This is a genomic window from Selenomonas sp. oral taxon 137 str. F0430 (genome assembly GCF_000183625.1).
Classification (GTDB): Bacteria; Bacillota; Negativicutes; order Selenomonadales; family Selenomonadaceae; genus Centipeda; species Centipeda artemidis.
On sequence record NZ_AENV01000013.1, the window covers coordinates 67,088 to 90,840 of the forward strand.

The window sequence follows — 23,753 nt, forward strand, 5'->3', positions numbered from 1 at the left end:
ATCACAGCATATGCCGCGCAGAGGGGCAGCTCCCCCCTGTTAGGCGGCACTCGGACACACAGGCGCGATTGGGCACTGCCCGCACAGCGGCTTGCGCGCCTTGCAGAGACGCCGCCCGTGCAGGATCAGCCAGTGATGCGCATCACTCCAGTCTGCACGCGGGATCACCTTTTGCAGCCCCTTCTCAACCTCAAGCGGTGTCTTTCCGACAGCGAGATGCAGGCGGTTCGATACGCGGAACACATGTGTATCGACCGCGATGGCAGGGATGTGAAACGCCACGCTCATAACGACATTCGCCGTCTTGCGCCCGACGCCCGGGAGCCTTTGCAGCGCCTCAAAGTCCGCCGGAACCTCACCGCCGTATTCCCTCAGCAGGATATCGCAGGTCTCAATGATATGCTTTGCCTTCATGCGGAAAAATCCGCAGTCATGTATCGCCTCTTCAAGCTGCGACTGCCCAAGTCCCGCGATCGCCTCAGGTGTGTTCGCACGGGGGAAAAGCCGGCTCGTCACGATATTGACGCGGGCGTCTGTGCATTGTGCGGATAAAATCACCGCGACGAGGAGTTCGAACGGGGTGGCAAAGTGAAGTGCCGGCTGCGCGTTTGGATACATTTCGCGGAGGATGCGGAGCTGTTCCGCCTTGATTGCTTTCGTTACTCTCATAAAATCACAGTCTAATATATATTAGTTCGTTAAGGAGCGCGTCGGCGCCGGAATGCGCCCGCCGCGCGCGATGAATGCCGCGGAGCTGAACGCACTCCGCACGGGCACGATCGGCGAATAACCGAGCAAACCGCCGAACGAGACGCCCTCGCCGACCTTCTTCCCCGGCACGGGGATCACGCGCACCGCCGTGGTTTTGTTATTGACCATGCCGATCGCCGCCTCGTCCGCGATGATGCCCGCGATTGTCGCTGCGGGCGTATCGCCCTCGATCGCGATCATATCGAGCCCGACCGAGCAGACGCAGGTCATCGCCTCGAGCTTTTCGATGGAAAGACTGCCGCGCTGCACCGCGTCGATCATACCCTCGTCCTCGCTCACGGGGATAAACGCCCCCGAGAGTCCGCCGACGTGGGAGCTTGCCATCAGACCGCCTTTTTCACCGCATCGTTCAGCAGCGCGAGCGCCGCCGTCGTCCCCGGTGCGCCGCACGCCTCGAGCCCCATTTCCTCAAGGATGCGCGCAACGCTGTCCCCGACCTCCGAGGTCGGCGCAAGCGAGAGATCGATGATGCCGAACGGCACACCGAGACGGCGCGAGGCTTCCCGTGCAACGAGCTGTCCCACACGCGTGATCTTGAACGCCGTGCGCTTCACCGTCTCGGCGATCTCGGTGAAGTCCGCACCCTTGAGATCCTCAAGCGCATGTTTGACCACTCCGGGACCGCTGACGCCGACGTTGATCACACGGTCACCCTCGGCAACACCGTGGAACGCGCCCGCCATGAACGGATTATCCCCCGGTGCATTGCAGAACACAACGATCTTCGCACAGCCGATCGCTTCCTGCTCACGCGTCAGCTCCGCCGTCCGCTTGATCATATCGCCCATCTCGCGCACCGCATCCATATTGATGCCCGCCTTCGTCGAGCCTATATTCACCGACGAACAGACAATATCCGTCGCCGCCATCGCCTGCGGAATCGAGTCGATGAGCACGCGGTCACCGTGTGTAAATCCCTTCTCCACGAGCGCAGAGAACCCGCCGATGAAGTTCACGCCAACCGCCTTTCCCGCGCGGTCAAGCGCCTCAGCAACCGGCACGAAGGAATCTGTTTGACATGCGTCCGCCGCAATCGCAATCGGCGTCACGGAGATGCGCTTGTTGATGATGGGAATACCGTATTCCGCCTCGATGTCCTCGCCCGTCCGCACAAGAAACTCTGCCGAATGCGTAATCTTTTCGTACACATTCCGGCAAAACTGTTCGATGTTCGGATGCGCACAGTCCCGCAGCGAAATGCCCATCGTGATGGTTCGCACATCGAGACGGTTCTCCGTAATCATTCGGTTGGTTTCCCGAATATCCTCAAAAGTAATCAATCTGCCGCTCCCCACCTAGATGCTGTGCATTACTTGAAAGATTTCCTGATGCTGCAACTTGATGTCAAGCCCGTACTCTTCACCCTTTTCTCGCAGCAGAGCTTGCAGTTCCTTCAGACGCATCCCTGCATCGTCGGGCATCTCGGCAATCATCACCATATTAAAAAACCGTCCATGATATTTTGATTCACATTTACGATATTCACACGCTGCTCCGCGAGAATCCCGCTCACCATCGCCACGATACCGACTTGATCGCGTCCGACGATCGTTACAACCAGCTTCATGCGATTCACTCCTCATCAACAAAAATATGTCCCATTATAACAAATCCGCCGCATAAAAGAAAGATGTACAGCGCTAGAACACAAAAACCGACGCCCAAAGACGTCGGTCATTCATCGGTCATATTCTTTTTTTCGCCGTTCATTGAAGAACCGCCGCATGATCGCATGACATTCGTCCGCCATGACCTGCCCGTATACCTCCGGTCGATGATTGAGCGTCATGCAGCCGGGGATATTGAACAGAGACTCACATGCGCCCGCCTTGCTGTCGGCAGCGCCATAGACAACACGGCTGATGCGGCTCATCACAATCGCCCCTGCGCACATGGGACACGGCTCGATCGTCACATAGAGCGTCATCCCCGTCAGACGCCAACGCCCCAGTGCACGGCACGCACGACGGATGGCGATGAGCTCGGCGTGTGCTGTGGCATCATGTTCCGATTCGCGCAGATTATGCCCCGTCGAGACGATGTTCCCGGCGCCGTCCATGACGACCGCACCGATGGGCACCTCACCGAGCGCATAGGCACGCTCCGCTTCGGCAAGCGCCAGCCGCATTCCTTTCACGTCATCCGGCATTGGGGAGTTTTTCCTTTATACCGGAGATGTCAACTTGCCCTTGATAAAAGAGAGATTGTGTCGCGCGCCCTACCTCAAGCGTATATGCGTCACTTTTGGGCTGCACGTCACCGTCCGATTTTTTTCGCTTCTTTTGCATCTCATCTTCGAAGATCGAAGCGAAAGCTCCGCGTTCCTCTTTTTCCTCAAAGCCTTTTCTCCGCTCAAAAAGCTCATCATTGTTGAATTTCACCCGTTTGATCCCCATCACCCGCTCAACACGTTCAAGCACGATTCACACCTCCCTTTTACTATTAACAAACTATTCTCTATAAAGAAGATCGGTTTGTATTTCAAAAACTTAAATAAAAATGACCCCTGCAACACATGCAAAGGCCATTTTTACACCAAATTTTATGCAGTTTTTACTTCAGCGCGTCGCCGAGCTGTGCGTTGACTTCGCGTGCCGCGACAACGCTCTCGTCAAACTTCGCTTTCTCTTCGCCCTCAAGCTTGACATCGACAACCTTTTCGAAGCCGTCCTTGCCGAGCACGATGGGAACGCCGACGCAGAGTTCCTTCTCTCCGTACTCCCCTTCGAGGTAGACACAGCAGGGAATGACCTTCTTCGCATCAAGCGCGATCGCCTCGACGAGCGCGGCCGCCGATGCGCCGGGCGCATACCATGCGGACGTACCGAGCAGCCCCGTCAGCGTTGCACCGCCGACCTTCGTCTTTTGCACCACATCGTCGAGCACTTCCTTCGAGAGGAGCTGCGTCACGGGGATGCCGCGGAGCGTCGCGATGCTGACGAGCGGAACCATCGTCTTGTCGTTGTGACCGCCGATGACCATGCCGTCGACATCCGTCGGCGTCGCTGGATGTCCCGCCTTGTTGAGCGCTTCCGACAGATAATAGCGGAACCGGCTGCTGTCGAGCATACCGCCCATGCCGATGACGCGGTTGCGCGGGAGCCCCGTAGCTTTCAGCGTAAGATAGGTCATCGCATCCATCGGGTTCGAGATGATGATAAAGATCGCATTCGGGGAATGTTTCAGCGCCTCTCCGACAACGCTCTTGACGATCTTTGCATTGACGCCGACCAGTTCCTCACGCGTCATGCCCGGCTTGCGCGGGAGACCGGACGTCACAACAACCACATCCGAACCTGCCGTTGCCGCATAGTCGTTCGTCACGCCGCGCACCGTCGTATCATATCCAAGGGCATGTGCCGACTGCATCATGTCCATTGCCTTACCTTCGGAGACGCCTTCCTTGATGTCGATGAGGACAATTTCACTTGCAAACTTCTTGATCGCGAGGACATTTGCTACCGTAGCGCCAACGTTGCCGGCACCAACCACAGTGATTTTCATAAGTATTTCCTCCTTAAGAAAGTACTCCTGCCGCCCATTTCATCAATAAGCGACATGATATAGAATGGACTATAATAATAGACATCATCTATTGAAATATTATAGCATTCTCATTCAGAAAAATCAATTATATTTGTGAAATTATTCACGAAAATTGCCCTAGGCAATAAAAAACGGAGCAAGAACATACTGCTCCGCCCGGTTCATCCAAAACATTTTTCGACCAGATCCGCGAGTTTCCCCTCCTTCGACGCCTGCGCCGCATCCGCCTCGACGAAATGCTGCGTCTCATCTTTTAGCATCTTGTCAAACCCGAGAATATAATTCGTCGCAATCAGATAGATGATCCGCGTCGGCGCCATCCCGTACACCTGATGCTGCAATATATGCCGAATGCGCGCCTTGTCATCCGGATATAGCTCCTTCATGCGCTGCGAGCGGAAGAGCCGCTTCACGACCTCCGTGATATACAGCCCCGACTTCATGTAGAGATCGGCGAACGTCGCCTCCGGATTGTCAAAGCATCCGGGATTGTTCTCCTCCAGCGCATCCGCCATCTGCACGACGACGCGCCGCGGCGTGAAGATCTGATTCGTCTTTTGCGGCGGGATATAATCGAAAATATCCTCCGTCTGCGTCTCGTCAAAATAATCCGCGAGTTCTTCCTTTTTCTTCAGAAATTCCCGAACAGCGTCGTTGAATACGGTTTCGTCAAATAGATGCCCGGCAAAGCGCTCTGTCTCCCCCGTCTCCGGATTCACATAGTCTCCGCCGTCGCGCAGGAAGCGAAAATCCTCCTCCGTAATCCCCGTGACCTCGGCGAATACATCGTCCTCCGTATAATCGTCAATATTTTGCAGCGTGAGATTCTCGTCCCCATATGCCATGATAAAGCTCGGAATCGTCCGTGCAAAGCCGCGCAAATGCACACGCACACGATCCTCGGCAGCTTTTTTCACCGCCTCCGCCTTGTCCCGCTCCATCCGTTCGACCAATTCCTGCGGCTTTTGCGCGATCGTCTCCTGCACAACCGTCTGCACCGCATCCTTGAACTCTTGCAGCGCCTCTTCGATTCCCGCATGATACGCCGCATCGGCGGCATCCGTTTCCGCCTGTGTCTCAGCCGTTCGACGTTTTTCATTGAGCTGTGCCGTAACGATATTTGTCTTCCGGTTGTAGTCCGCACGGATGCGGTCGATGCTGCGTTCGACGTCGCTCTCCACTTGGCGCTCCACTTTTTTCAGCGCGCCCTTTTTTACCGTATAGGCATCTGCGAGCGGCGCAACGACACGCTCCTTGAGCTGTGCCTTCATCGCCTCCGCGAGCCTGTCCACCGATTGATTCACGGCGGCATAGTCGCTTGCCGTATCCGCGATTTCTTCCATCTCGGTGGAAAGCTGTGCCTCTATCTCCTCATAGATCTTCTTGCCGAAAATATCCTGCGTCTTTCCGATGACGATCTCGCCCGGAACCTCTACCGCGCCGTCCGCATCCACGGACACCTCCGACAAACGCTCTAATCCGACTTGCCCCTTCCTTTTCGGCTCTTCCTGCGCGGGGGCGAGCTTTTCTACAATCTCCTTCACGATCCCCGGAGCGCCGAACACATTGGCAATTTTCTGAAAGAGGAAATTCGACATAAAACCGCTCCGTACAACCTCCTCGCTCTTCAGTTTGCGTGGAATCGAGAGCACCTGCGCGGCGTCCAACTCCACCATGCGCCCCTCGTCGTCCTCGCCGAGCACGGGGAAGAAATTCAGTAGCCGACGAATATTTTCCTTCCGATCATCGCTCGTTCCTCCGCCGTCCGCCGTGCGGGGCGACAGATTATTCGCAAAGGCATCAAAGATGATGAGCGTACGCGCGGGATCAAAGTCGAATACATACGCCGTCTCCTTGCGCAGGCGGCTTCCGTTTTTCGTCATGGCGCAGGGATTTTGCGCACGGAACGCCGCCTGCATATAGGACGAAGGACTTTGCAGATTGCACAGCATCAACACGCCGCTCCACTCCGGAATCGTAACGCCCACCGTCAACTGCCCCACGCTCAGTGTGATCGTCTTATCGTGGTCGCGAATGGCAGCCTTTACGCGGTCAAACGCCGCCGCGCTCTCGTCATCCGACGCGATGATCCCGTCTCCCGCCGCCAGTACGACCTCGTAATCACAAAAGACAGGGTCTTCCTTGAGGAGCTTCGCGAGCGCCTTCGCACTCGCCACACGATTCAGCAGCCATAGCGTGTGGCACAGCTCGTCCCGCAATTCCTGTGTCGAGTACGGATATTTCTCATTCGTTACGAGCGCCCGGAGGAACTTCTTGACCTCCTCCTCGTGAACAAAACGCTTCGCCTCATTCGTGGCAAAGAACTCATTGAGATCAAACGCATAATCGATACGCTCGTCCTCCCCGGAGAGGTCAATCCCGCGCGCCGCTTCCTCGGCGATCATCGGCGAGAGCCGGTACGTATACATCGCCATATGCGGCAGACACTCGTACGGATTATATTCCTCGCCCTCCCACGTCTCCTTTGCCGCCTGCTCGTCCGCATATGACCAGTTAAAAATCTGCTCCGACGTGAATTGATCGCTCGCAAGCGCCTTGAACGGCGTCCCCGAAAGATAGAGCGTGTACTTGCGGTTGATAAACTCAAACGCCCGATCCGTACGGAACGTATCGACGCCCTCCTGCGCCTCATCCACAATGAGAAGGTCAAACGTCAAATCGCTGATCCATTTGAGCTTATCATGTTCCCCGCCAAAATAAATAGAGCCTTTGAGCCCCTGCAGGGATTCAAACGCCGCCATGCACGCGGGCGCATCGTCCTCATCATCGAGACGATTCATATACTGCGCGCGCGAGAGTACGCCGGGCTTTCCCGCGAGCGCCGCCGTGTCCGAGACAAAGAAGTAATGATCGCGCCATCCGAAAAACGTGCGAAAATCATCTGCCCACGAGTTTGCGATGCTCGGACGATTCGTCACGACAAGGACGTTTGTCAGCTTCATGCGGCGAACGAGGTCATAGGCAGTCAGCGTCTTGCCAAAGCGCGGTTTTGCATTCCATAGGAATTTACTGCCGCCGCCGTGGAAATATGCCGCCGTCATCCGTACCGCCTCCGCCTGCTCGGCGCGCAGCGTATAGTCGCGGCGTTCCGCAGCAACCGCCTGTTTGCGTGTGGCAAAGCGGTTAAAATGAATCAGCAGTGCATCCCCATCCGCGTGAAACCACTCCGTCCCCGGCTCGCGCTCCACATCAATTTGTTCGAGATAGTCATGGAAATGACGATCCGTAAAGTATTCGCCCGATCCGTCCTTGAATATCGCGTTGTCCGTCCACGCGAGTTCCCATCGGATATTTGCCGTATGCGTCTGCTGTGCGATGCGATGCTCGACGGACTGCCGCTCCGTATAGCCGACCTTCGTCCAGCCGTCATGATAGGGAATCCCCGGCGTATTGTAGGCGTAGATCATCGGCACAACGCGCCGGAAACTTTGAATCTGCACCGCCATCATGCCATCTCCTTCACATGCGACTCGATAAACAGGGTCTCTTCCTCCGTCAGCCCGTACTTCGCATAGAGCTGCTTATCGATCTCCGCCACGGATACCGACCAGTCAATATCCGAGGCGGACGTAAAATCTTGCAGAGGGACGTATTTCCATTTTTCGGGTGTTAAATCCTGTGTAGTTTTCAAAACACCTAGCAAAGATCTAGCAAATTTGGACTTGATATACTTAATAACCGCCTTTATCTCAGTTTCCATATCGAACATTCCAATGCTCAAAAATGTTTCTGTTGCGCCTATCCCCGGCTCTGCTGTAATAGGCGATGTTAGAACTTCACCAAAACGCCCTGTTCCGTTTGCTTTTGGAATAAACACTTTATATTTATCAAGATTTTTTACCTTACTAACATAATCTCTGCGTAAATACTTATACACACGCTCATTATTTTCTCTTCCAAGAATCCGAATATAGCTCTTTCCGTCTGTCGGCTTCTCCTCGAAGAAGATCTGCGGCAAGCGGTCAAAAATATTCGTCGACATATCGTAGGCATGACCTTTGCTTAATTGTCGGATTGCTTCCGGATGCTCTTTGTGCATCGCATCCGTCAGCCTGTATGCCGTTCGTGTCACAACAATATCACTCATACTTTTGAAATCAGCGGCGTCCATGACCTTATGCAAAATATCATTCAGTTCGCCGTACTTTGTAAATACTTCAATCGCGCCAAAGTCCCGGCTCCGGTCGCGATACGAGATCGCAACACCGCCTTTGATATCCGTATTTGGGAATATCTTGCTTGCATCCGCTTCATAGTGCAGAATCTTAAAATGCGCATCATTTAACATCTTTTGGTTCCACGCCTTCGGTGTGCTCCCCGCGTTGAACAGGAATCTTGCGGGATGAATCAGCTCGACGACATTGGCAACTTCATAGGACGCATCCATGAACTCATGATAAATCGGCGGCGCAAATCCCTTGTTCTCCCCAAGTGTCTCATCCTGATACGGCGGATTCCCGATCACAAAGTCGAACTTCATATTCCTTCCTCCTGTATTTGCCCTGCGATATTCTAAACTGTTAACACGCCGCCAATCGTAAACACGGCAATACGGCTGTAGATTTCTACACGCGGTATCGGGTAGATCGAAAAGCCCGCCTTGCACGGCATATCCCGTCGGTTCCGCATAGGGGATCGTTCCCGTCAGTCCGTCCATCTGCCATAGATTCCACACAATCGTCTTGATGCATACACGATACTCACGCTCGTGTGGCTTTCGCTTCCACCGTGCATAGAGATATTCTTCGAATGTCATCAAGAGATTCACGCGTGCGATCAGCAGGTTGTCCCCCTGAAACTCGTATCCGTACGTCGCCTGAAACGCCCGCAGCGCCCATTTCATCCATTCGTCTTCGCCACCGGTGTTTTCGTTCACAATGCGCAGCTTGCGGTCGAGTATTCCATGACGCTCCTCCAGGGGGATGACCTCACCCGTTGAAACATCGTATCGCTGCACGAGATACGGCAGCTCGCCACAGGTGATCTCCAGCCGCCGCGCATCGACATAATGCTGCCATTTACACCGTTTTGGGAACACAACTCGCGCCGCATCCAAAAAAGGATCGTCCCCGTCAAAATATGCCGCATCCGCCTCCCCGACCATGCGCTTGCAGATGCCGGGCGGCGTAAAGACCTCCGCGTGCTTGCGCGTGCGCGCCGACTGTTCCTCCATCGCCTTGCGCGCCCGCGTCTTGATGGCGTCCGACTGTGCCCCCGTCATCAGTGACGGCAGCATCTCCTCGTCGCGCCGATATGCATCGCCGCGCGCACGATAGGCATCGGTCGCCCATATGATATTGCCGCGTGTCGTCTTATCCGCGAGGAGGTCATTCAAACGCCCCATCGCATGAAGGCGCAGAATCTCATCCTGTATCCCAACAATCAAAAAGGCTCCTCCTCTTTTGATTTTGAGTGAGCAGCCTTTTGTAAGAAATTTTCTATTACAATAACGTGTAGTATATTATTTATTGATTTATTATATAAACTTCAAAGTATAAAGCGACAGATTTTGTGATAGAATCTCCTATCTTTTTGTAGTATTATAGAATCGAAATAGATAGTGACCGGCCTATAAAATACTACACATTTATGTAAAATCAATTCACAATTCTTTCGTTTTCCCATAGATTGCCGCACGGTAACGAAAGGTAGCAAGCGGCATATTGCACTCCTTTGCCGCTGCTGTCCCTGTTACTTTTGCATTCTTCCAACGCCAATATACCTCCGGGAAGTTTTTAGGCAGCGGACGTCGCGGTCTGCCGAATCGTACCCCTCGTGCCTTCGCCGCGGCGATGCCCTCCGCCTGCCTCTGCCGGATGTTGACACGCTCGCTCTCCGCCACAAAAGACAGCACCTGCAATACAATATCGCTCAGGAACGTCCCCATCAGATCCTTGCCGCGCCTCGTGTCGAGGAGCGGCATATCTAGCACTACAATATCAATTCCTTTTTCTTTTGTTAAAATGCGCCACTGCCACAAGATCTCCGCATAATCCCTGCCGAGTCGATCGATGCTTTTGATATCTTGAATTTACAATCTAAGTGCAACAGCAGATAAAATAGAAAACGTGACACATAGGAATCTGATACAATGGAGTTTGCAACGACCACATTGATCAAGGAGAAGCCTATGTGTCACTATCACCATCTTACACTAATTGAGCGGGAAAAGATAATGTTTTTTCGCGCACAGGGGAAAAATCTATCGACGATTGCCGGCGAACTAGGGAGAAACAAAGCGACGATTGCGCGGGAAATCTCCCGCAACACGTTAGGGAAAGACTATATCCCTGCACTGGCGCAGGAGAACTACCGTGAGCGGCGCAAGAAATGCCGTCCCCATAAAAAGTTGGACAGCATCAACTTGCGCACAATCGTAAAAGACAAATTCATTCAGCACCAATGGTCGCCGGAAGAAATCGCAGGGGGTTTGCGTTTGGAAAAGCATTGTGAGTCCGTCAGCTACGCTACTGTCTACCGAGGGATCTATGCAGGTCTGTTCGACGATGAGAAGCTGTCCCACGGGGCACGCGGTGCAGTGCGAAAGCTGCGGCACAAGGGCAAACCGCGTCATAAGAAAGGATATGTGGAGCGTCGCGGAAAAATCCGTGTCAGCAACGAACTTTCTGCCCGTCCGCGTGCAGCAAATAATCGGAGACGGCTTGGGGATTGGGAAAGCGACACCGTTGCAGGAAAAACAGGCAGAGCCTGCCTCGTTACGCTCGTTGACCGAAAGAGCCGCTTTGTTGCCGGCGGTAAGGCGGACAAGAAGAACGCACGCCAGGTCAGCCGCATCATAATTCGCGCCCTCCAGGGACTTCCCGTAAAAACCATCACGCCGGATCGCGGAACAGAATTTGCCCGACATGATGAAGTTACGTCAGCACTGCATGTGCCATTCTATTTCCCGGAGCCACATCAACCTTGGCAGAGGGGCACAAATGAGAACACGAACGGTCTGCTGAGGGAATATTTTCCCAAGGGGCAGGATCTTACCGACGTTTCGCAAGAGCACGTCCAAGAGATCTTTGACGAATTAAACATGCGTCCACGTAAATGCCTTGGCTTTCAGACTCCCTATGAAGTTTTCTATAAGAGGTCGTTGCACTTGATTTGACAATTCGCCATACAAAAGATCGTCCCGCCCCAAACGCCGCAGCATCTCCTGATAGGCGGGGCGATCAAAGTCCTTCCCGGATTGTTTGTCCACATAGATGTTTTTCCGGAAAATCCCAACCTCCTCAAGTGCAATCAGCTGACGATCCTCATTCTGATCGCGGCTGCTGACACGAACATATCCATAAACGCACCCCATATATCCTCCTTTATTTTCTCATAAATAACGTCGGTGTCATTATAAGACTTTTTATCCTTCCCTTGGTAGATTATGCTGTTTCTTACGCCTAAGAGAGCATTGTCAGAAATACCAGGCAGCACGATACGAAGACAACAAAAATCCCCATCCCCGGCATAGTAAAATGTGGGGAGTGGGGAATCCTGTATGAGGATTATGAAGGTGTTATAGACATACCAATTCATTTTTGTTAAACTATAAATTAAGTTATGGAAGGGAGGAATGTCATGCGCGCCATCGGCATTATCGCCGAATACAATCCCTTTCATCATGGACATCGCTATCAGCTAACGGAGCTGCACCGTATGTTCCCTTCATCAGATGGGATTATCATCGCTATGAGCGGCAGTTTTTCCCAGCGCGGCACACCGTGTATACTCGATAAATGGACACGGGCACGGCATGCCGTCGAGGGCGGCGCCGATCTTGTTCTCGAACTGCCCTTTGTCTTTTCCTGTCGAAGCGCGCAGGACTTCGCACGCGGCGGGGTGTCCCTGCTTGCAGCACTCGGTATTGTCGAACGCCTTGCTTTCGGCACCGAGACACACGACATTGCGCTGTTAAAGTACATCGCTGCGTCGATTGATACGCCGGTCGTTCAGGGACGTCTGCATTCCTACATAAGTGCAGGCGATTCCTATGCCGCAGCTCTGTCACGTGCTGCAGCCGATAAAAGTATCCCCGAAGAAATGCTGCGTTTACCAAATAACATCCTTGCCATAGAGTATTTACGTGCCCTTTGCCGGAGTACTTTCGAAATTTCCCCCATTGCCATCCCGCGCAGCACAGCAAGCCATAACGATACCGCACTCTATCCGGGTATTACAAGTGCATCCTCGATTCGCAGTGCGCTCTATGAGAGTATACCACCGTGGGAACGACTCGCCGACAGCGTCCCCCCCTCGGTATACGCCGATCTTCGTACAGTGTACGAGACAAAGCTCCCCAACGAAAATAAGCTGCTCTCACTCTTGCGCTACACCCTCCTCACATCGAGCAACAGTGAACGGGAGGAGATCCTCGGTGTTACAGAAGGGATCGAAAATCGTCTGATCCGCACACTCCAAAAAGTGAACGACTATGACGACCTTCTCACGTCTGCGGCAACAAAACGCTATACACGCAGCCGCATTGCCCGTCTTATCCTCCATCTCCTGATCAAATTCAAAAAGGCGCAGGCAGCACGTTTTGATACCCATGGAGCGACCTATATTCGCCCGCTCGCTTTCAATGTACGTGGACAAGAGCTGCTGCGTGCAATCAAAGAGCATACACACCTCCCCATTATCACACGAACGGCAAAGTTTTTAACCTCAAACAACCGATCATTTTCGGGACGGCTCTCTCTCCTGCAAGAGATGCTTGCTTTTGATACGTTGGCAACAGATCTTCGTCTGCTGACAGTGCTTCAACATACAAATCAAACTTCGGATTTCATCACGCCGCCATGCGTGATTCTCTCTACACCGAAAGGATGAATATCATGTGTCAAAATGTCAATCTGTCTGATCTCCTCGTGCTTGACGTTCTGCGCGACGATCCTGTTCTTTCATTTCTCACTGCTCCTGAGGATGAACCGACTGCCAAAAAGTACTGTATATCCGCCCTTATTGCCGCAGCAGAAACGCACGGGCTGAGCGGCAACCTGCTGCCCCGTTATTTGCTTCACGTCCTGACGAGCCGGGCAAATCTCGTCTCTGAGACAATGGAACGCACGGATCTGCCCCCGGTACAAGTCTGCGGGATGTTTTTTACCATGACATCAGGTTGCTCTATCCATTGCTCACAGCACCGACGAGTATATTTCTCGGTGAAACGCTCCTAGATAATTACGAGCCGACCCGGAATATATATGGAAAAACGGAAGATTTTCTACTCCCGGGCGTTGCCGGCGCAAGCTCGCCGGAAGAATACGCAGAAATTCTTCTTGCTTTCTATGCCAAATACGGCTATGGCGATCTTGCCGCCTACGCAGCCTTCTGTTGGGATATCGCCGAAAATACACTGCGCGGAATTGTAGACTTTGAGCGGCCGCGCATGAGCGACCTCGTCGGATATGAAAGGCAAAAGGAGCAGCTCATCCACAATACGCGCTCTTTTGTTGAGGGAAAGCCATCCAACCATGTGCTCCTCGTCGGCGCACGCGGCACGGGAAAATCGACGGCAGTCAAAGCACTTGCCGGCATGTATGACGATATGGGGCTGCGGCTCCTTCAGGTCACAAAGGATCAGCTTTGGTTGCTCCCGGATATCATGGCACAGCTGCGGCGCTTTGCAAGTAAAAAATTCATCATTTTCCTCGACGATCTTTCATTCGAGGATTCTGACGCCGAGTTCAAGACGGTCAAATCCGCCATCGAGGGCGGCGTCTCATCCTGTCCGCCGAACGTCCGCCTCTATGCGACCTCTAACCGCCGCCATCTCGTACGCGAGACATGGCGTGACCGGCAGCAAGATGAGCTCTATCGTGATGACGCCATGCACGAAACCATTTCCCTCGCCGATCGGTTTGGACTCATCATCCAATATCATACACCGGATCAGGAAGAGTATCTCGCGATCATCGACTATCTCCTGCGACAAAAAGGAATTGCACTGACAAAAGAAGAGCTGCATCTCGCGGGACTTCGCTGGGAGCTGACACACAGCGGACGCAGCGGACGCACTGCACAACAATTTGTTGCACATTATCTAGGGACACATTAAGTTAGAACGTTCAGCAATAAACGGAAAGAGCCAACGGTACGGTATGAACACGCAGCGGGAGTACCGGTCCGCACTCGCCGTCAAGATCACTGCATAACTCCTGCTCCGTTTGAATTTCAAACGATCGTGCACGGATATGCAGGATGCTCTCTTTCTCCGTAATGGATTTTCCGGAAAACAGGTCTGCCGCAACGGACATAAACTGCGGCAGACTTATTTTTTTTACCGCAAGCAGGTCAAGCATTCCATCGTCAACGGAAATATCCGTACCAATACGTTTCATCCCTGCAACGACAGGACTGTTCGCCACGACAAAGAGAAAAATGTCCTCTTCATAGGTCGCACCATCCGCCAAAATACGCACGGGAAATGAGTGCAGGCGCGGGATTTCTCCAAGTCCTTTCAAGTAATATGCCACCCTGCCGAGTGTATTCTTATAGGTAGATTTTACCTCGTGCGCGATACCCGTGAGCATTCCTGCGCTGACGACGTTGACGAAATATCGCTTGCTGTCCTCAAGGACTCCTAAATCCACACGGCGGGACTCCCCTGCCGCAATGCGCTCAATATAGCTTTCCCAATCATCGTGAATCCCAAGATGGGTGGCAAAATCATTTGACGTACCGCTGCCAAAAATACCGAGTTGGATATCCGCATCCGCCTCGATCATTGCGTTTACGACCGTGTGCACGGTGCCGTCACCGCCCGCGGCAATCACACCGTCCGGATGCAGATCAATTAGGAACCGGCTGATATTATCCAAAGTGCCGCCGCGCGTCCGGTACGGACAAAGTACCATCCCATGCCGCTGAAATGAGTCAATCAACCAATCCAGTTTGACCTTGAACAGCGCATTCCCTGAAACAGGATTATAGATTAACGCAAGTTTTCTCATGCCTTAAAAACCCCAATTCGCTGCAAAAACCGATACCCACTGAACCGATCATCGGCAGGCGGCGCAGATCATCCTCGATCAATCCGCGCAAGAGAATCATCGCAGCAATATAGACGATGCATCCAACGAGCACCGCACCAAACGTCGATATCGCCGCAATGCCCCACCATACAAGCGTCCATGTGTAAAATCCGTAGACCGACGCCCCCATAATTCCGGCAGCGCAGATCGTCTTAAACAACTGCAGCAACTCGATGCGGTACCCGATAAACCGATAGATAAAATACAGATTAATGAGTGCAGCAACGCCCATATCGGCAGCCGTCGCCCACGCAGCGCCCATGATGCCAAGCCACGGAATCGCGGTGAGCTGCCAATTCAGGAACACCTTTGCACCTGCCGCAAGAATCATATTCACCATGGGAATGGTCGGATGCCCCAACCCCTGCAGTATCCCTGTCGATACCTGATGCAGTCCGAGCAGGATAATACTTACCGCCGAGATCATAACGGCGGGACCCGCGCCCGGCGCATTGTAAATCAGGCTCGAAATCGGGGTCGCCAGTATGAATACAATGACAAACGCCGGAAAACAGACAAAATTCGAGATGCGCACCGACGCCGCCGTCTGATCATAGACACGCACCTGATCGCCAAGGACGCGCGACTCCGAAATCGCAGGCACAATGCTCATCGCCATTGACGCCGTGAGTATCGTTGCGAGATTGACAAGCGGAACCGCCATGCCGTTCAGGTAGCCAAACAACTCCGTCGCCTCGCTGATGCTGTAACCTGCTGCCTCCAGACGCTGCGGAACAATCATGAGATCAAGGTTTGATACGACAGGAAGCATGATGCTTGCCGCCGAAACCGGGAGCGCCAGCTTAAAGATGCGCTTGATAATTGAGCGGCGCGACTCATATGCTGCTCCCGGCAGAGGTTTAAGATCCGTACCGTAGTCGCGCGCAATGTCACGTTCCAATTTGATGTGAAAATAGACAAGGACGATTAACCCTGTCACCGCCCCTGCAAGAGCGCCAAGTGAGGCTCCCGCAGCGGCATAATCCAGCCCCCACGGCATGAGGAGGCTCGCCAATACGATCATCGTTACCACGCGAAAGATCTGTTCCACGATCTGTGAGACTGCCGTCGGCGTCATCCGCTGCCAACCTTGCAGATAGCCGCGGGAGCTTGCGAGCAGGGTCACGAAAAAAACTGTCGGTGCGAGCACCACAACAGCCTTATACGCACGCGCATCACGGATGAACTGCCAGTCGATAAGCCAGTCTGCCGCCAAATATGTCAATATCGAAAAGAAAAGCCCCGTCAGCAGCATGAACATCATAGAAATACGAAATACACGCTTTGCCCCATAGATATCCTGGAGAGCCACACGCTCCGCCGTAATAATGGAAATCGCAACGGGCACGCCTGCCTGCGACACTGTCATGGCAAAAAAATAAATGGGAAAAGCCATCTGATACAGCCCGATGCCCTCGCCGCCGAGGATGCGGGAAACAAAGATCCAATTCAGCGACCCGATGACCTTGACGACGAATCCTGCTATCGTCAGGACAAAGGTTCCTTTAAGGAAGGATTCGCCCTTGCTGCTTTTCCCTCCGGAAACATCTATCTCACGAATGAGAAACACCGCCTCAATGATATTTAATATGACTATATTGTGATATTTACCGATAAATTATATCATATGGTACTCCCGCTAGCAATGTGAAGAATCACAGATCGGCAGACTTTTCTCAAAATAAAGCCCTCCCGGTGTATCTATGCTACACACAGGAGGAACTAAAGAATAATATAATTATGTGCGTGCCGCCTTGACCGCTGCGAAGCCTTTCTCTGCCGCGGCGATCGTGCGGTCGATGTCCGCATCGGTATGTGCGCCCGACATGAATACGGTTTCGAACTGCGAGGGTGCGAGATAAATGCCCTCGTCCAGCATGGTCTCGAACCAGATGCGGAACGCGTCTTGGTCGGCGGCGACGGCATCGTCGTAGTTATAGACTTCGCGATTAATGAAGAAGATGCCGAACATCGATCCCGCCTGATGCGCGCAAATAGGAACGCCGTATTCTTTGGCGATGCGCTGCCAGCCGAGGAGGAGATTCTTCGTCTTGAGTGTCAACACGCGGCTGTAATCCGGTGCGCCGTCCTCCGGCTCCGCCGTGATGATCCGCAGCGTCTCGATGCCCGCTGTCATGGCGAGCGGATTGCCCGAGAGCGTCCCCGCCTGATAGACGGGGCCCGCGGGCGAGACGCGCTCCATGATCTCGCGGCGTCCGCCGTATGCGGCGACGGGAAGCCCGCCGCCGATGATCTTGCCGAGACAGGTGAGGTCGGGGCGAATGCCGTACGCCGCCTGTGCGCCGCCGAGCGAGGCGCGGAATCCGCACATCACCTCGTCAAAGATGAGGAGCGTCCCGTGCCGCTCCGTCAGCTCGCGCAGGAGTGAAAGGTAGCCTTGCCGCGGGAGGACGAGCCCCATATTGCCCGCGACCGGCTCTACGATGACGGCGGCAATGGCATCGCCCTCGCGCTCCATCACGGAGCAAATCGCCTCCTCATCGTTATACGGGACGGCGATCGTATCCGCCGCTGTGCCCGGCGTCACGCCCGGCGAGCTCGGCACGCCGAACGTCGCCATCCCGGAGCCGGCGCTCACGAGCAGACTGTCGCTGTGCCCATGGTAGCAGCCGACGAACTTCACGATCTTATTGCGCCCCGTATAGCCGCGCGCGAGACGCAGCGCGCTCATCGTCGCCTCCGTCCCCGAGTTCACCATACGGATGACCTCAATGGAGGGATAGACGGTCTGCACGAGCTTTGCAAGCTCCGTTTCAAGGAGCGTCGGCGCGCCGTAGCTCGTGCCGCGCGCTGCCGCTTCCCGTAGCGCCCGCACCACCTGCGGATGCGCATGACCGACGATCATCGGTCCCCACGAACCAACGTAGTCGATGTATTCGTTGCCGTCGATGTCATAGATTTTATCGCCCTCTGCGCGCGCGATAAAGAGCGGGTTGCCGCCCACGTTTGCAAAGGAGCGGACGGGACTGTTGACCCCGCCCGGCATATATTGTTTTGCCTCGTCAAAAGCCGCCTTGGACTGCGCTGTGTTCCGCATATTTCATCTCCTCACTCATTCAGCCATGCGGCGGCGTCGAGCGCATGATAGGTGATGATGATCGTCGCCCCCGCACGTTTCATACTCGTCAGGCTCTCCAAAACAATGCGCCGCTCGTCGATCCAGCCGTTTGCGGCGGCGGCTTTTACCATCGCGTACTCGCCGCTGACATTATAGACCGCGATCGGGCGATCCGTCGTATCGTAGACGCGCCGCACAACGTCGAGATAGGCGAGCGCGGGCTTCACCATGATGATGTCCGCGCCCTCGTCACAGTCGAGCTGGGCTTCCTTGAGCGCTTCGCGCACATTCGCGGGATCCATCTGATACTGTCTGCGGTCGCCGAAGGAGGGCGCGCTGTCCGCGGCATCGCGGAAAGGTCCATAGTAGGCGGATGCATATTTGACCGCATAGCTCATGATGCTCGTATTGACAAAGCCCTCGGCATCAAGCCCCGCGCGAATCGCCGCAACGCGTCCGTCCATCATGTCGGACGGCGCTACGATGTCCGCGCCCGCACGCGCCTGACCGACCGCCGTTTGAACGAGATGCGGCAGTGTCGCATCGTTGTCCACGTATTTGCCGTGCAGTTCGCCGCAGTGCCCATGACTGGTATATTGGCAAAGGCAGACGTCCCCGACGACGAGAAGCTCCGGAACGGCTTCCTTGATCGCGGCAATCGCCCTCTGCACGGGGCTCGCGGGATCCCATGCGCTCGATCCGATCTCGTCCTTATAGGCAGGCAGTCCGAACACCTCGACGGCGGGGATGCCGCAGGACGCGACGAGGCGCGCAAGCTCCGCGACGTTATCTACAGAGTAGTGAAAACAGCCGGGCATACTCGGAATCTCTTCCTTGATGTGCTCGCCCGGCACGACGAAAATCGGATAGACGAAATCGCGCGGCGACAGTTCCGTCTCGCGCACGAGATCGCGCATTCCCGCGGATATGCGCAGTCGGCGCGGACGCTGAATCATATTCATTGTATATACTCCTTGATGCTGCGCACAAGCCCGTCAATCGTATACTCCTTTGCCACGATGTCGGGTTCGAGCGCAAACGAACGCGCCGTATCCGCCGTGACGGGACCGATGCAGGCGATTTTGACCTGCTGCAGGGGCGTGATATTGCCGAGCATTTTGACAAGATTTTTAACGGTCGAAGAACTGGTAAACGTCACCATGTCTATCTCGCCGCTCGCGAGACCCTGCGCAATTGCGGCGTCCTCGATCTCCGGCACAGTCTCATAGGCGGCGACTACATCCACGATCGCCCCGTGCGCGCGGAGCGTATCGGGCAGGACGTCCCGCGCTTCCTGCGCACGCGGCAGGAGAATGCGTGCGCGGGGCGGCAGGAGCGGGCGCAGCTCTTCTGCGACGGCTTCGGCGCGGAACTCCGGGGGAACGAGATCCGCCCGTATGCCGAACGCGCGCAGCGCCGCCGACGTCGCCGCGCCGATCGCCGCGACCCTGGCGTAGCCGAGTGCGCGCGTGTCCTTTCCCGCCGCATGAAGGCGCGCAAAGAAATGCTCCACGCCGTTGACGCTCGTGAAAATCAGCCACTGATACGCGTTCAGCTCCGCGATCGCACCGTCGAGCGCCGCATAGCCGTCCGCAGGAGGGGCGATGCGGATGACTGGCGCCTCGATGCAGGCGGCGCCGAGTGCCGTGAGTTTTTCCGTCAGTGCCGATGCCTGCACGCGCGCGCGCGTCACGAGAATCCTCTTGCCAAAGAGCGGACGCGTCGCCGGGCGGTCAAACCAGCGTAGCTTGTCGCGCAGTTTGACCACATCGCCCACGATGAAGATTGCGGGCGGACGTATCCCCGCGCGCACGACCGTCTCCGCGGCTTCGCCCACCGTCGTGACATAGGTCTCCTGCTCGGGATGCGTCCCCCAGCGGATGAACGCCGCGGGCGTGTCGGCAGGGCGGCCATGCTCGATGAGTTTTTTGTAATCACGGGGATATTTGCAACGCCCATGAGGAATACCAGCGTGTCCACGCCCGTCACAAGGTGCTCCCAGCGAATGTTCGAGTGTGCCTTCGTCGGATCCTCATGCCCTGTGACGACGGCAAATGACACGGCAACGCCGCGGTGCGTCACGGGGATGCCCGCATAGGCGGGAACGCTGACCGCAGAGGTCACGCCCGGCAGAATCTCAAAGGGAATCCCGCGCTCCAGCAAGAGCAGTGCCTCTTCGCCGCCGCGCCCAAAGACGAAGGGGTCGCCCCCCTTGAGCCGAACGACCGTCTTTCCCTCCGCCGCCTTGTCGGCGAGGAGCACATTGATGTCCTCTTGGCGCATCGTGTGCTTGCAGGACTGTTTTCCAACGTAGATGAGCTCGGCATCCGCCGGCGCATAGGAAAGAATGCTCTCGTCGGCGAGATGATCATAGACGACGACCTCCGCGCGTTTCATACACTCCATCGCGCCCACGGTCAAAAGGCGCGGATCCCCGGGACCCGCGCCGACAAGAAAAACTGTTCCATTCATACGTTAATCCCTATCTCTTTCAAAATCTCACGTCCGCCCATATCGAGCAGTTCCTCCGCAAGCGCGACGCCGATCTGCGCCGCCTGCGCCGGACGTCCCGACGCACGGGAGCGGCAGACGCGCATCCCGTCCACGGACGCAATCATCGCGTCCACATAGAGCATATCGCCGTCGCCGATCTCCGCATAGACACCGACGGGAATCTGACAGCCGCCCTCCACCCGACCGAGGAAGGCGCGCTCCGCCGCCGCCGCCGCCGTCATGTCCGCATCGCACATGAAACCGATCGCCGCGCAAATCTCCGCATCGTCCGCACGGCACTCAATGGCGAGCGCCCCCTGCCCTACGGCGGGCAGCATCATCGCCCGCGGCAGAACCGATCGGATGCGATCGCCGAGCCCGAGCCGCCGCAACCCCGCCGCGGCGAGTACAACGGCGTCAAACTCCCCGCGTCGAGTTTTTCAAGGCGCGTATTCACATTGCCGCGCAGATCGAGGAGGACGAGATCGGGACGCACTGCGAGGAGCTGCGCCCTGCGGCGCAGGCTCGACGTCCCGACCCGCGCCCCTGCGGGCAGTTCCTCAATCGCTGCATATTGATTGCTGACGAAGGCATCGCCCGGGTCAAGGCGCGCGGTAATGGCGCCGATAATCAGCCCTGCGGGAATCTCTATCGGCATATCCTTCAGACTGTGCACCGCAATATCGATGTCCCCCGCGAGCATCGCCTGCTCGAGCTCTTTGGTAAAGAGCCCCTTGCCGCCGATTTTGGCGAGCGGCGCATCGAGGATCTTATCCCCCTTTGTCGTCATCTTTTTCAGCACGACCGTGACCGAGGGATGACGCTTTTGCAGCTCTCCCGCGACAAACTTCGCCTGCCACAGCGCAAGCTTACTTGCCCGCGTACCGATAGTGATTGTGCCGCTGTTCACTTGTTCCCGTCTCCCCTATCGCATCCAACTTAAAGAGCGAACGCATCGCCGCGATGTAAAACGCCTCGTCCGCAGTGCCCGCAGACGCGCGCAGCTTCATCATCGGGATCCGCAAAATCTTGCGCACGATCATACGGCTCATATGTTCGACCTGCCGCTCCTCTTCCTCCGAGAGATCCGGAAGCTTTGCGCTCACGCGCTTGATCTCGCGTTCCCGAATGCGTTCGCAGCGTCCCGAGAGGAGCGCCATGAGCGGCTGGAAGGACAGATATTTGAACCGTTCGAGGAGCGACGCGACATCCTCCTGCACGATCCGCTCCGCCTTCACCGCCTCCTCCCGGCGCTCGCCGAGATGCTCGTCCACGACAGCCTCGAGTGCGTCAATATTATAAAGCTCAATCCCCTTAATATTTGTCACATCCGGATCCACATCGCGCGGCACGGCAATATCGATGAAGAAGATTTTCCTCCCATGGCGGCGTGCCATCAGGCGGCGCGCCTCCCACGCCTTAACCACATAATGCGGCGCACCGGTCGAGGTGACAACAACGTCCACGCCGACCGCATACTCCATCGCGCGATCAAAGGGAATCGCCTCCCCCCAATATGCTCTGCAAGGCGCTCCGCACGCTCAAGATGTCGATTCGCCACATAGATGGTCTCTATCCCGTGAGAACGCAGATGCTCCGCCGTCAGCTCCGCCATCTTGCCTGCACCGAAGATCAGTGCGCTGCAGCCGCCGAGTCCTCCAAGCGACGCCGCCGCAAGCTCGACCGCCGCATAGCTGACCGATACGGAACGATATGCGATGCGTGTCTCCGTACGCACGCGCTTGCCGGCCGCGATCGCGCGGTGAAAGAGCAGGTTGAGCACCGTGCTCGTCGCCCCCGCCTCGCGCGCGATCGCATACGCCTCCTTGACCTGCGAGAGAATTTGCCCCTCGCCCAAAACGAGGGAGTCAAGGCTCGCCGCCACGCGGAAGAGATGCGTCACAGCCTCCTCGTCCGTATAGGTATAGAGGTATTCGTCAAGATCCTGCCCGCCCTGCGTCAGGTCGTTCAAAAATTGGCGCAGTGCCTCCGCACCGCGTTCGTGATCCTCCACGGCGGCGTAAAACTCCGTTCGATTGCATGTCGAGAGCACGACTAAACCGCTCAGCCCGTCGTACTCCCCCAGATTTACTAGTCCCGAACGCAGCTCCTCACGCGAGAACGAAACCCGCTCGCGCACCTCCACAGGCGCCGTTCTATGATTGAGCCCTAATGTTAAGAGCCGCATGTCGTAACTCAGCCTCCGCTTTCTCTAACTCTCCGTCTCGAACCATCGATAAAATATCGTCTCGTACCGCCGTCCGCCAAAACGCTGTACGCTCCCTGCTCGTCGGAAGTGCCTCCCGCATCTCTGCACGCAGTACCGCCACATAATCCAGCCACATCTCAAAAGAGGGCGGATAGAATTGCTCAAGCTCCATCCGTATCGCCCGCGCGAGCGCCGGACTATCGCCGCCCGTCGAGACGGTCAGCAGCAGATCACCGCGGCGCATGAATGCGGGCACTTGAAAATCCGAACGCGCCGCATCGTCGATCACATTCACGAGCGCTCCGATTACCTCCGCCTCCGCCGCAGCAGCGGCGTTGACTTCACGCGCATCCGTTGCTGCATAGACGAGGAACGCGCCGCACAGCATCCCGTACGCATAACACTCACGCCGCCACGTGATGCGCCCCGCCTCTGCAAGGGCGTGCAGCCCCGCGGTCGCCTCCGGCGCAATCACCAAGATGTTCGCCGTCGCATCCGCTGCGAGAATGCCGTGTACCTTACGCTCCGCCACCATACCACCGCCAACAACGACAACGCGCCGTCCCGTCAGATCAATATTCAGCGGATACAGCAAGGT

13 protein-coding genes and 8 pseudogenes are annotated in these 23,753 nt (G+C 55.7%); 3 read left to right on the plus strand and 18 right to left on the minus strand.

What is annotated here, in order from left to right:
* Positions 1 to 39: 39 nt before the first annotated feature.
* From nth to HMPREF9162_RS09340, 9 genes and pseudogenes are all read right to left on the minus strand, one after another.
* Positions 40 to 669, minus strand: coding sequence for an endonuclease III (gene nth / locus HMPREF9162_RS09300; protein WP_009439110.1), 630 nt, complete (start codon positions 667 to 669; stop codon positions 40 to 42).
* Positions 670 to 690: 21 nt separating this feature from the next.
* Positions 691 to 2,015, minus strand: a pseudogene (locus HMPREF9162_RS09305) (PFL family protein).
* Positions 2,016 to 2,066: 51 nt separating this feature from the next.
* Positions 2,067 to 2,338: pseudogene (locus tag HMPREF9162_RS09310) on the minus strand (ACT domain-containing protein).
* A gap of 111 nt (positions 2,339 to 2,449) precedes the next feature.
* Positions 2,450 to 2,920, minus strand: coding sequence for a tRNA adenosine(34) deaminase TadA (gene tadA, locus HMPREF9162_RS09315; protein WP_009348901.1), 471 nt, complete (start codon positions 2,918 to 2,920; stop codon positions 2,450 to 2,452).
* Positions 2,910 to 3,191, minus strand: coding sequence for a hypothetical protein (locus HMPREF9162_RS09320; protein WP_009439124.1), 282 nt, complete (start codon positions 3,189 to 3,191; stop codon positions 2,910 to 2,912). The genes tadA and HMPREF9162_RS09320 overlap by 11 nt, the downstream gene beginning before the upstream one ends.
* Positions 3,192 to 3,324: 133 nt before the next feature.
* Positions 3,325 to 4,275, minus strand: coding sequence for a malate dehydrogenase (locus tag HMPREF9162_RS09325; protein ID WP_009439107.1), 951 nt, complete (start codon positions 4,273 to 4,275; stop codon positions 3,325 to 3,327).
* 203 nt (positions 4,276 to 4,478) lie between these two features.
* Entirely contained in the window at positions 4,479 to 7,784 is a 3,306-nt protein-coding gene (locus tag HMPREF9162_RS09330; RefSeq protein WP_254655383.1) for a DEAD/DEAH box helicase, read from the minus strand.
* On the minus strand, positions 7,784 to 9,724 hold the full coding sequence (locus HMPREF9162_RS09335) for an Eco57I restriction-modification methylase domain-containing protein (protein WP_009752915.1): 1,941 nt from the start codon (positions 9,722 to 9,724) through the stop codon (positions 7,784 to 7,786). The genes HMPREF9162_RS09330 and HMPREF9162_RS09335 overlap by 1 nt, the downstream gene beginning before the upstream one ends.
* A 216-nt stretch (positions 9,725 to 9,940) precedes the next feature.
* Positions 9,941 to 10,360: pseudogene (locus HMPREF9162_RS09340) on the minus strand (recombinase family protein); the annotation flags it as partial.
* Between the two features lie 108 nt (positions 10,361 to 10,468).
* Between HMPREF9162_RS09340 and HMPREF9162_RS09345 the strand changes: the two are divergent.
* Positions 10,469 to 11,455, plus strand: a complete 987-nt coding sequence (locus tag HMPREF9162_RS09345) for an IS30 family transposase (RefSeq protein WP_037350577.1) — start codon at positions 10,469 to 10,471, stop codon at positions 11,453 to 11,455.
* Here HMPREF9162_RS09345 and HMPREF9162_RS12075 read toward each other — a convergent pair.
* On the minus strand, positions 11,375 to 11,653 hold the full coding sequence (locus tag HMPREF9162_RS12075) for a recombinase family protein (RefSeq protein WP_071586919.1): 279 nt from the start codon (positions 11,651 to 11,653) through the stop codon (positions 11,375 to 11,377). The genes HMPREF9162_RS09345 and HMPREF9162_RS12075 overlap by 81 nt on opposite strands.
* Positions 11,654 to 11,919: 266 nt before the next feature.
* Between HMPREF9162_RS12075 and HMPREF9162_RS09355 the strand changes: the two genes are divergently transcribed.
* Positions 11,920 to 13,170: a nucleotidyltransferase family protein gene (locus HMPREF9162_RS09355; RefSeq protein ID WP_009752930.1), complete on the plus strand. Its 1,251-nt coding sequence runs from the start codon at positions 11,920 to 11,922 to the stop codon at positions 13,168 to 13,170.
* A gap of 5 nt (positions 13,171 to 13,175) precedes the next feature.
* Positions 13,176 to 14,398 (plus strand): annotated as a pseudogene (locus tag HMPREF9162_RS09360) (ATP-binding protein).
* A gap of 10 nt (positions 14,399 to 14,408) precedes the next feature.
* On the opposite strand, the gene HMPREF9162_RS09365 reads toward HMPREF9162_RS09360, so the two are convergent.
* The 8 genes and pseudogenes from HMPREF9162_RS09365 to HMPREF9162_RS09400 all read right to left on the minus strand — a co-directional run bounded on the left by HMPREF9162_RS09365 (position 14,409) and on the right by HMPREF9162_RS09400 (position 23,750).
* Positions 14,409 to 15,293: a diacylglycerol kinase family protein gene (locus HMPREF9162_RS09365; RefSeq protein WP_009752919.1), complete on the minus strand. Its 885-nt coding sequence runs from the start codon at positions 15,291 to 15,293 to the stop codon at positions 14,409 to 14,411.
* Positions 15,290 to 16,944 (minus strand): annotated as a pseudogene (locus HMPREF9162_RS09370) (polysaccharide biosynthesis C-terminal domain-containing protein). Before HMPREF9162_RS09370 ends, HMPREF9162_RS09365 begins: the two are co-directional and overlap by 4 nt.
* 168 nt (positions 16,945 to 17,112) lie before the next feature.
* A complete protein-coding gene (hemL, locus tag HMPREF9162_RS09375) occupies positions 17,113 to 18,432 on the minus strand; it encodes a glutamate-1-semialdehyde 2,1-aminomutase (RefSeq protein ID WP_009752956.1) in 1,320 nt (439 codons plus the stop codon).
* Between the two features lie 11 nt (positions 18,433 to 18,443).
* Positions 18,444 to 19,415, minus strand: a complete 972-nt coding sequence (gene hemB, locus HMPREF9162_RS09380) for a porphobilinogen synthase (protein WP_009752913.1) — start codon at positions 19,413 to 19,415, stop codon at positions 18,444 to 18,446.
* Positions 19,412 to 20,925: pseudogene (gene cobA / locus HMPREF9162_RS09385) on the minus strand (uroporphyrinogen-III C-methyltransferase). Before cobA ends, hemB begins: the two are co-directional and overlap by 4 nt.
* Positions 20,922 to 21,856: pseudogene (gene hemC, locus HMPREF9162_RS09390) on the minus strand (hydroxymethylbilane synthase). Before hemC ends, cobA begins: the two co-directional pseudogenes overlap by 4 nt.
* Positions 21,816 to 23,134, minus strand: a pseudogene (hemA, locus tag HMPREF9162_RS09395) (glutamyl-tRNA reductase). The pseudogenes hemC and hemA overlap by 41 nt, the downstream one beginning before the upstream one ends.
* Positions 23,103 to 23,750 carry a bifunctional precorrin-2 dehydrogenase/sirohydrochlorin ferrochelatase gene (locus HMPREF9162_RS09400; protein WP_009752946.1) on the minus strand — a complete coding sequence of 216 codons (648 nt, stop codon included), beginning with the start codon at positions 23,748 to 23,750 and terminating at the stop codon, positions 23,103 to 23,105. Before HMPREF9162_RS09400 ends, hemA begins: the two are co-directional and overlap by 32 nt.
* Positions 23,751 to 23,753 lie beyond the last annotated feature (3 nt).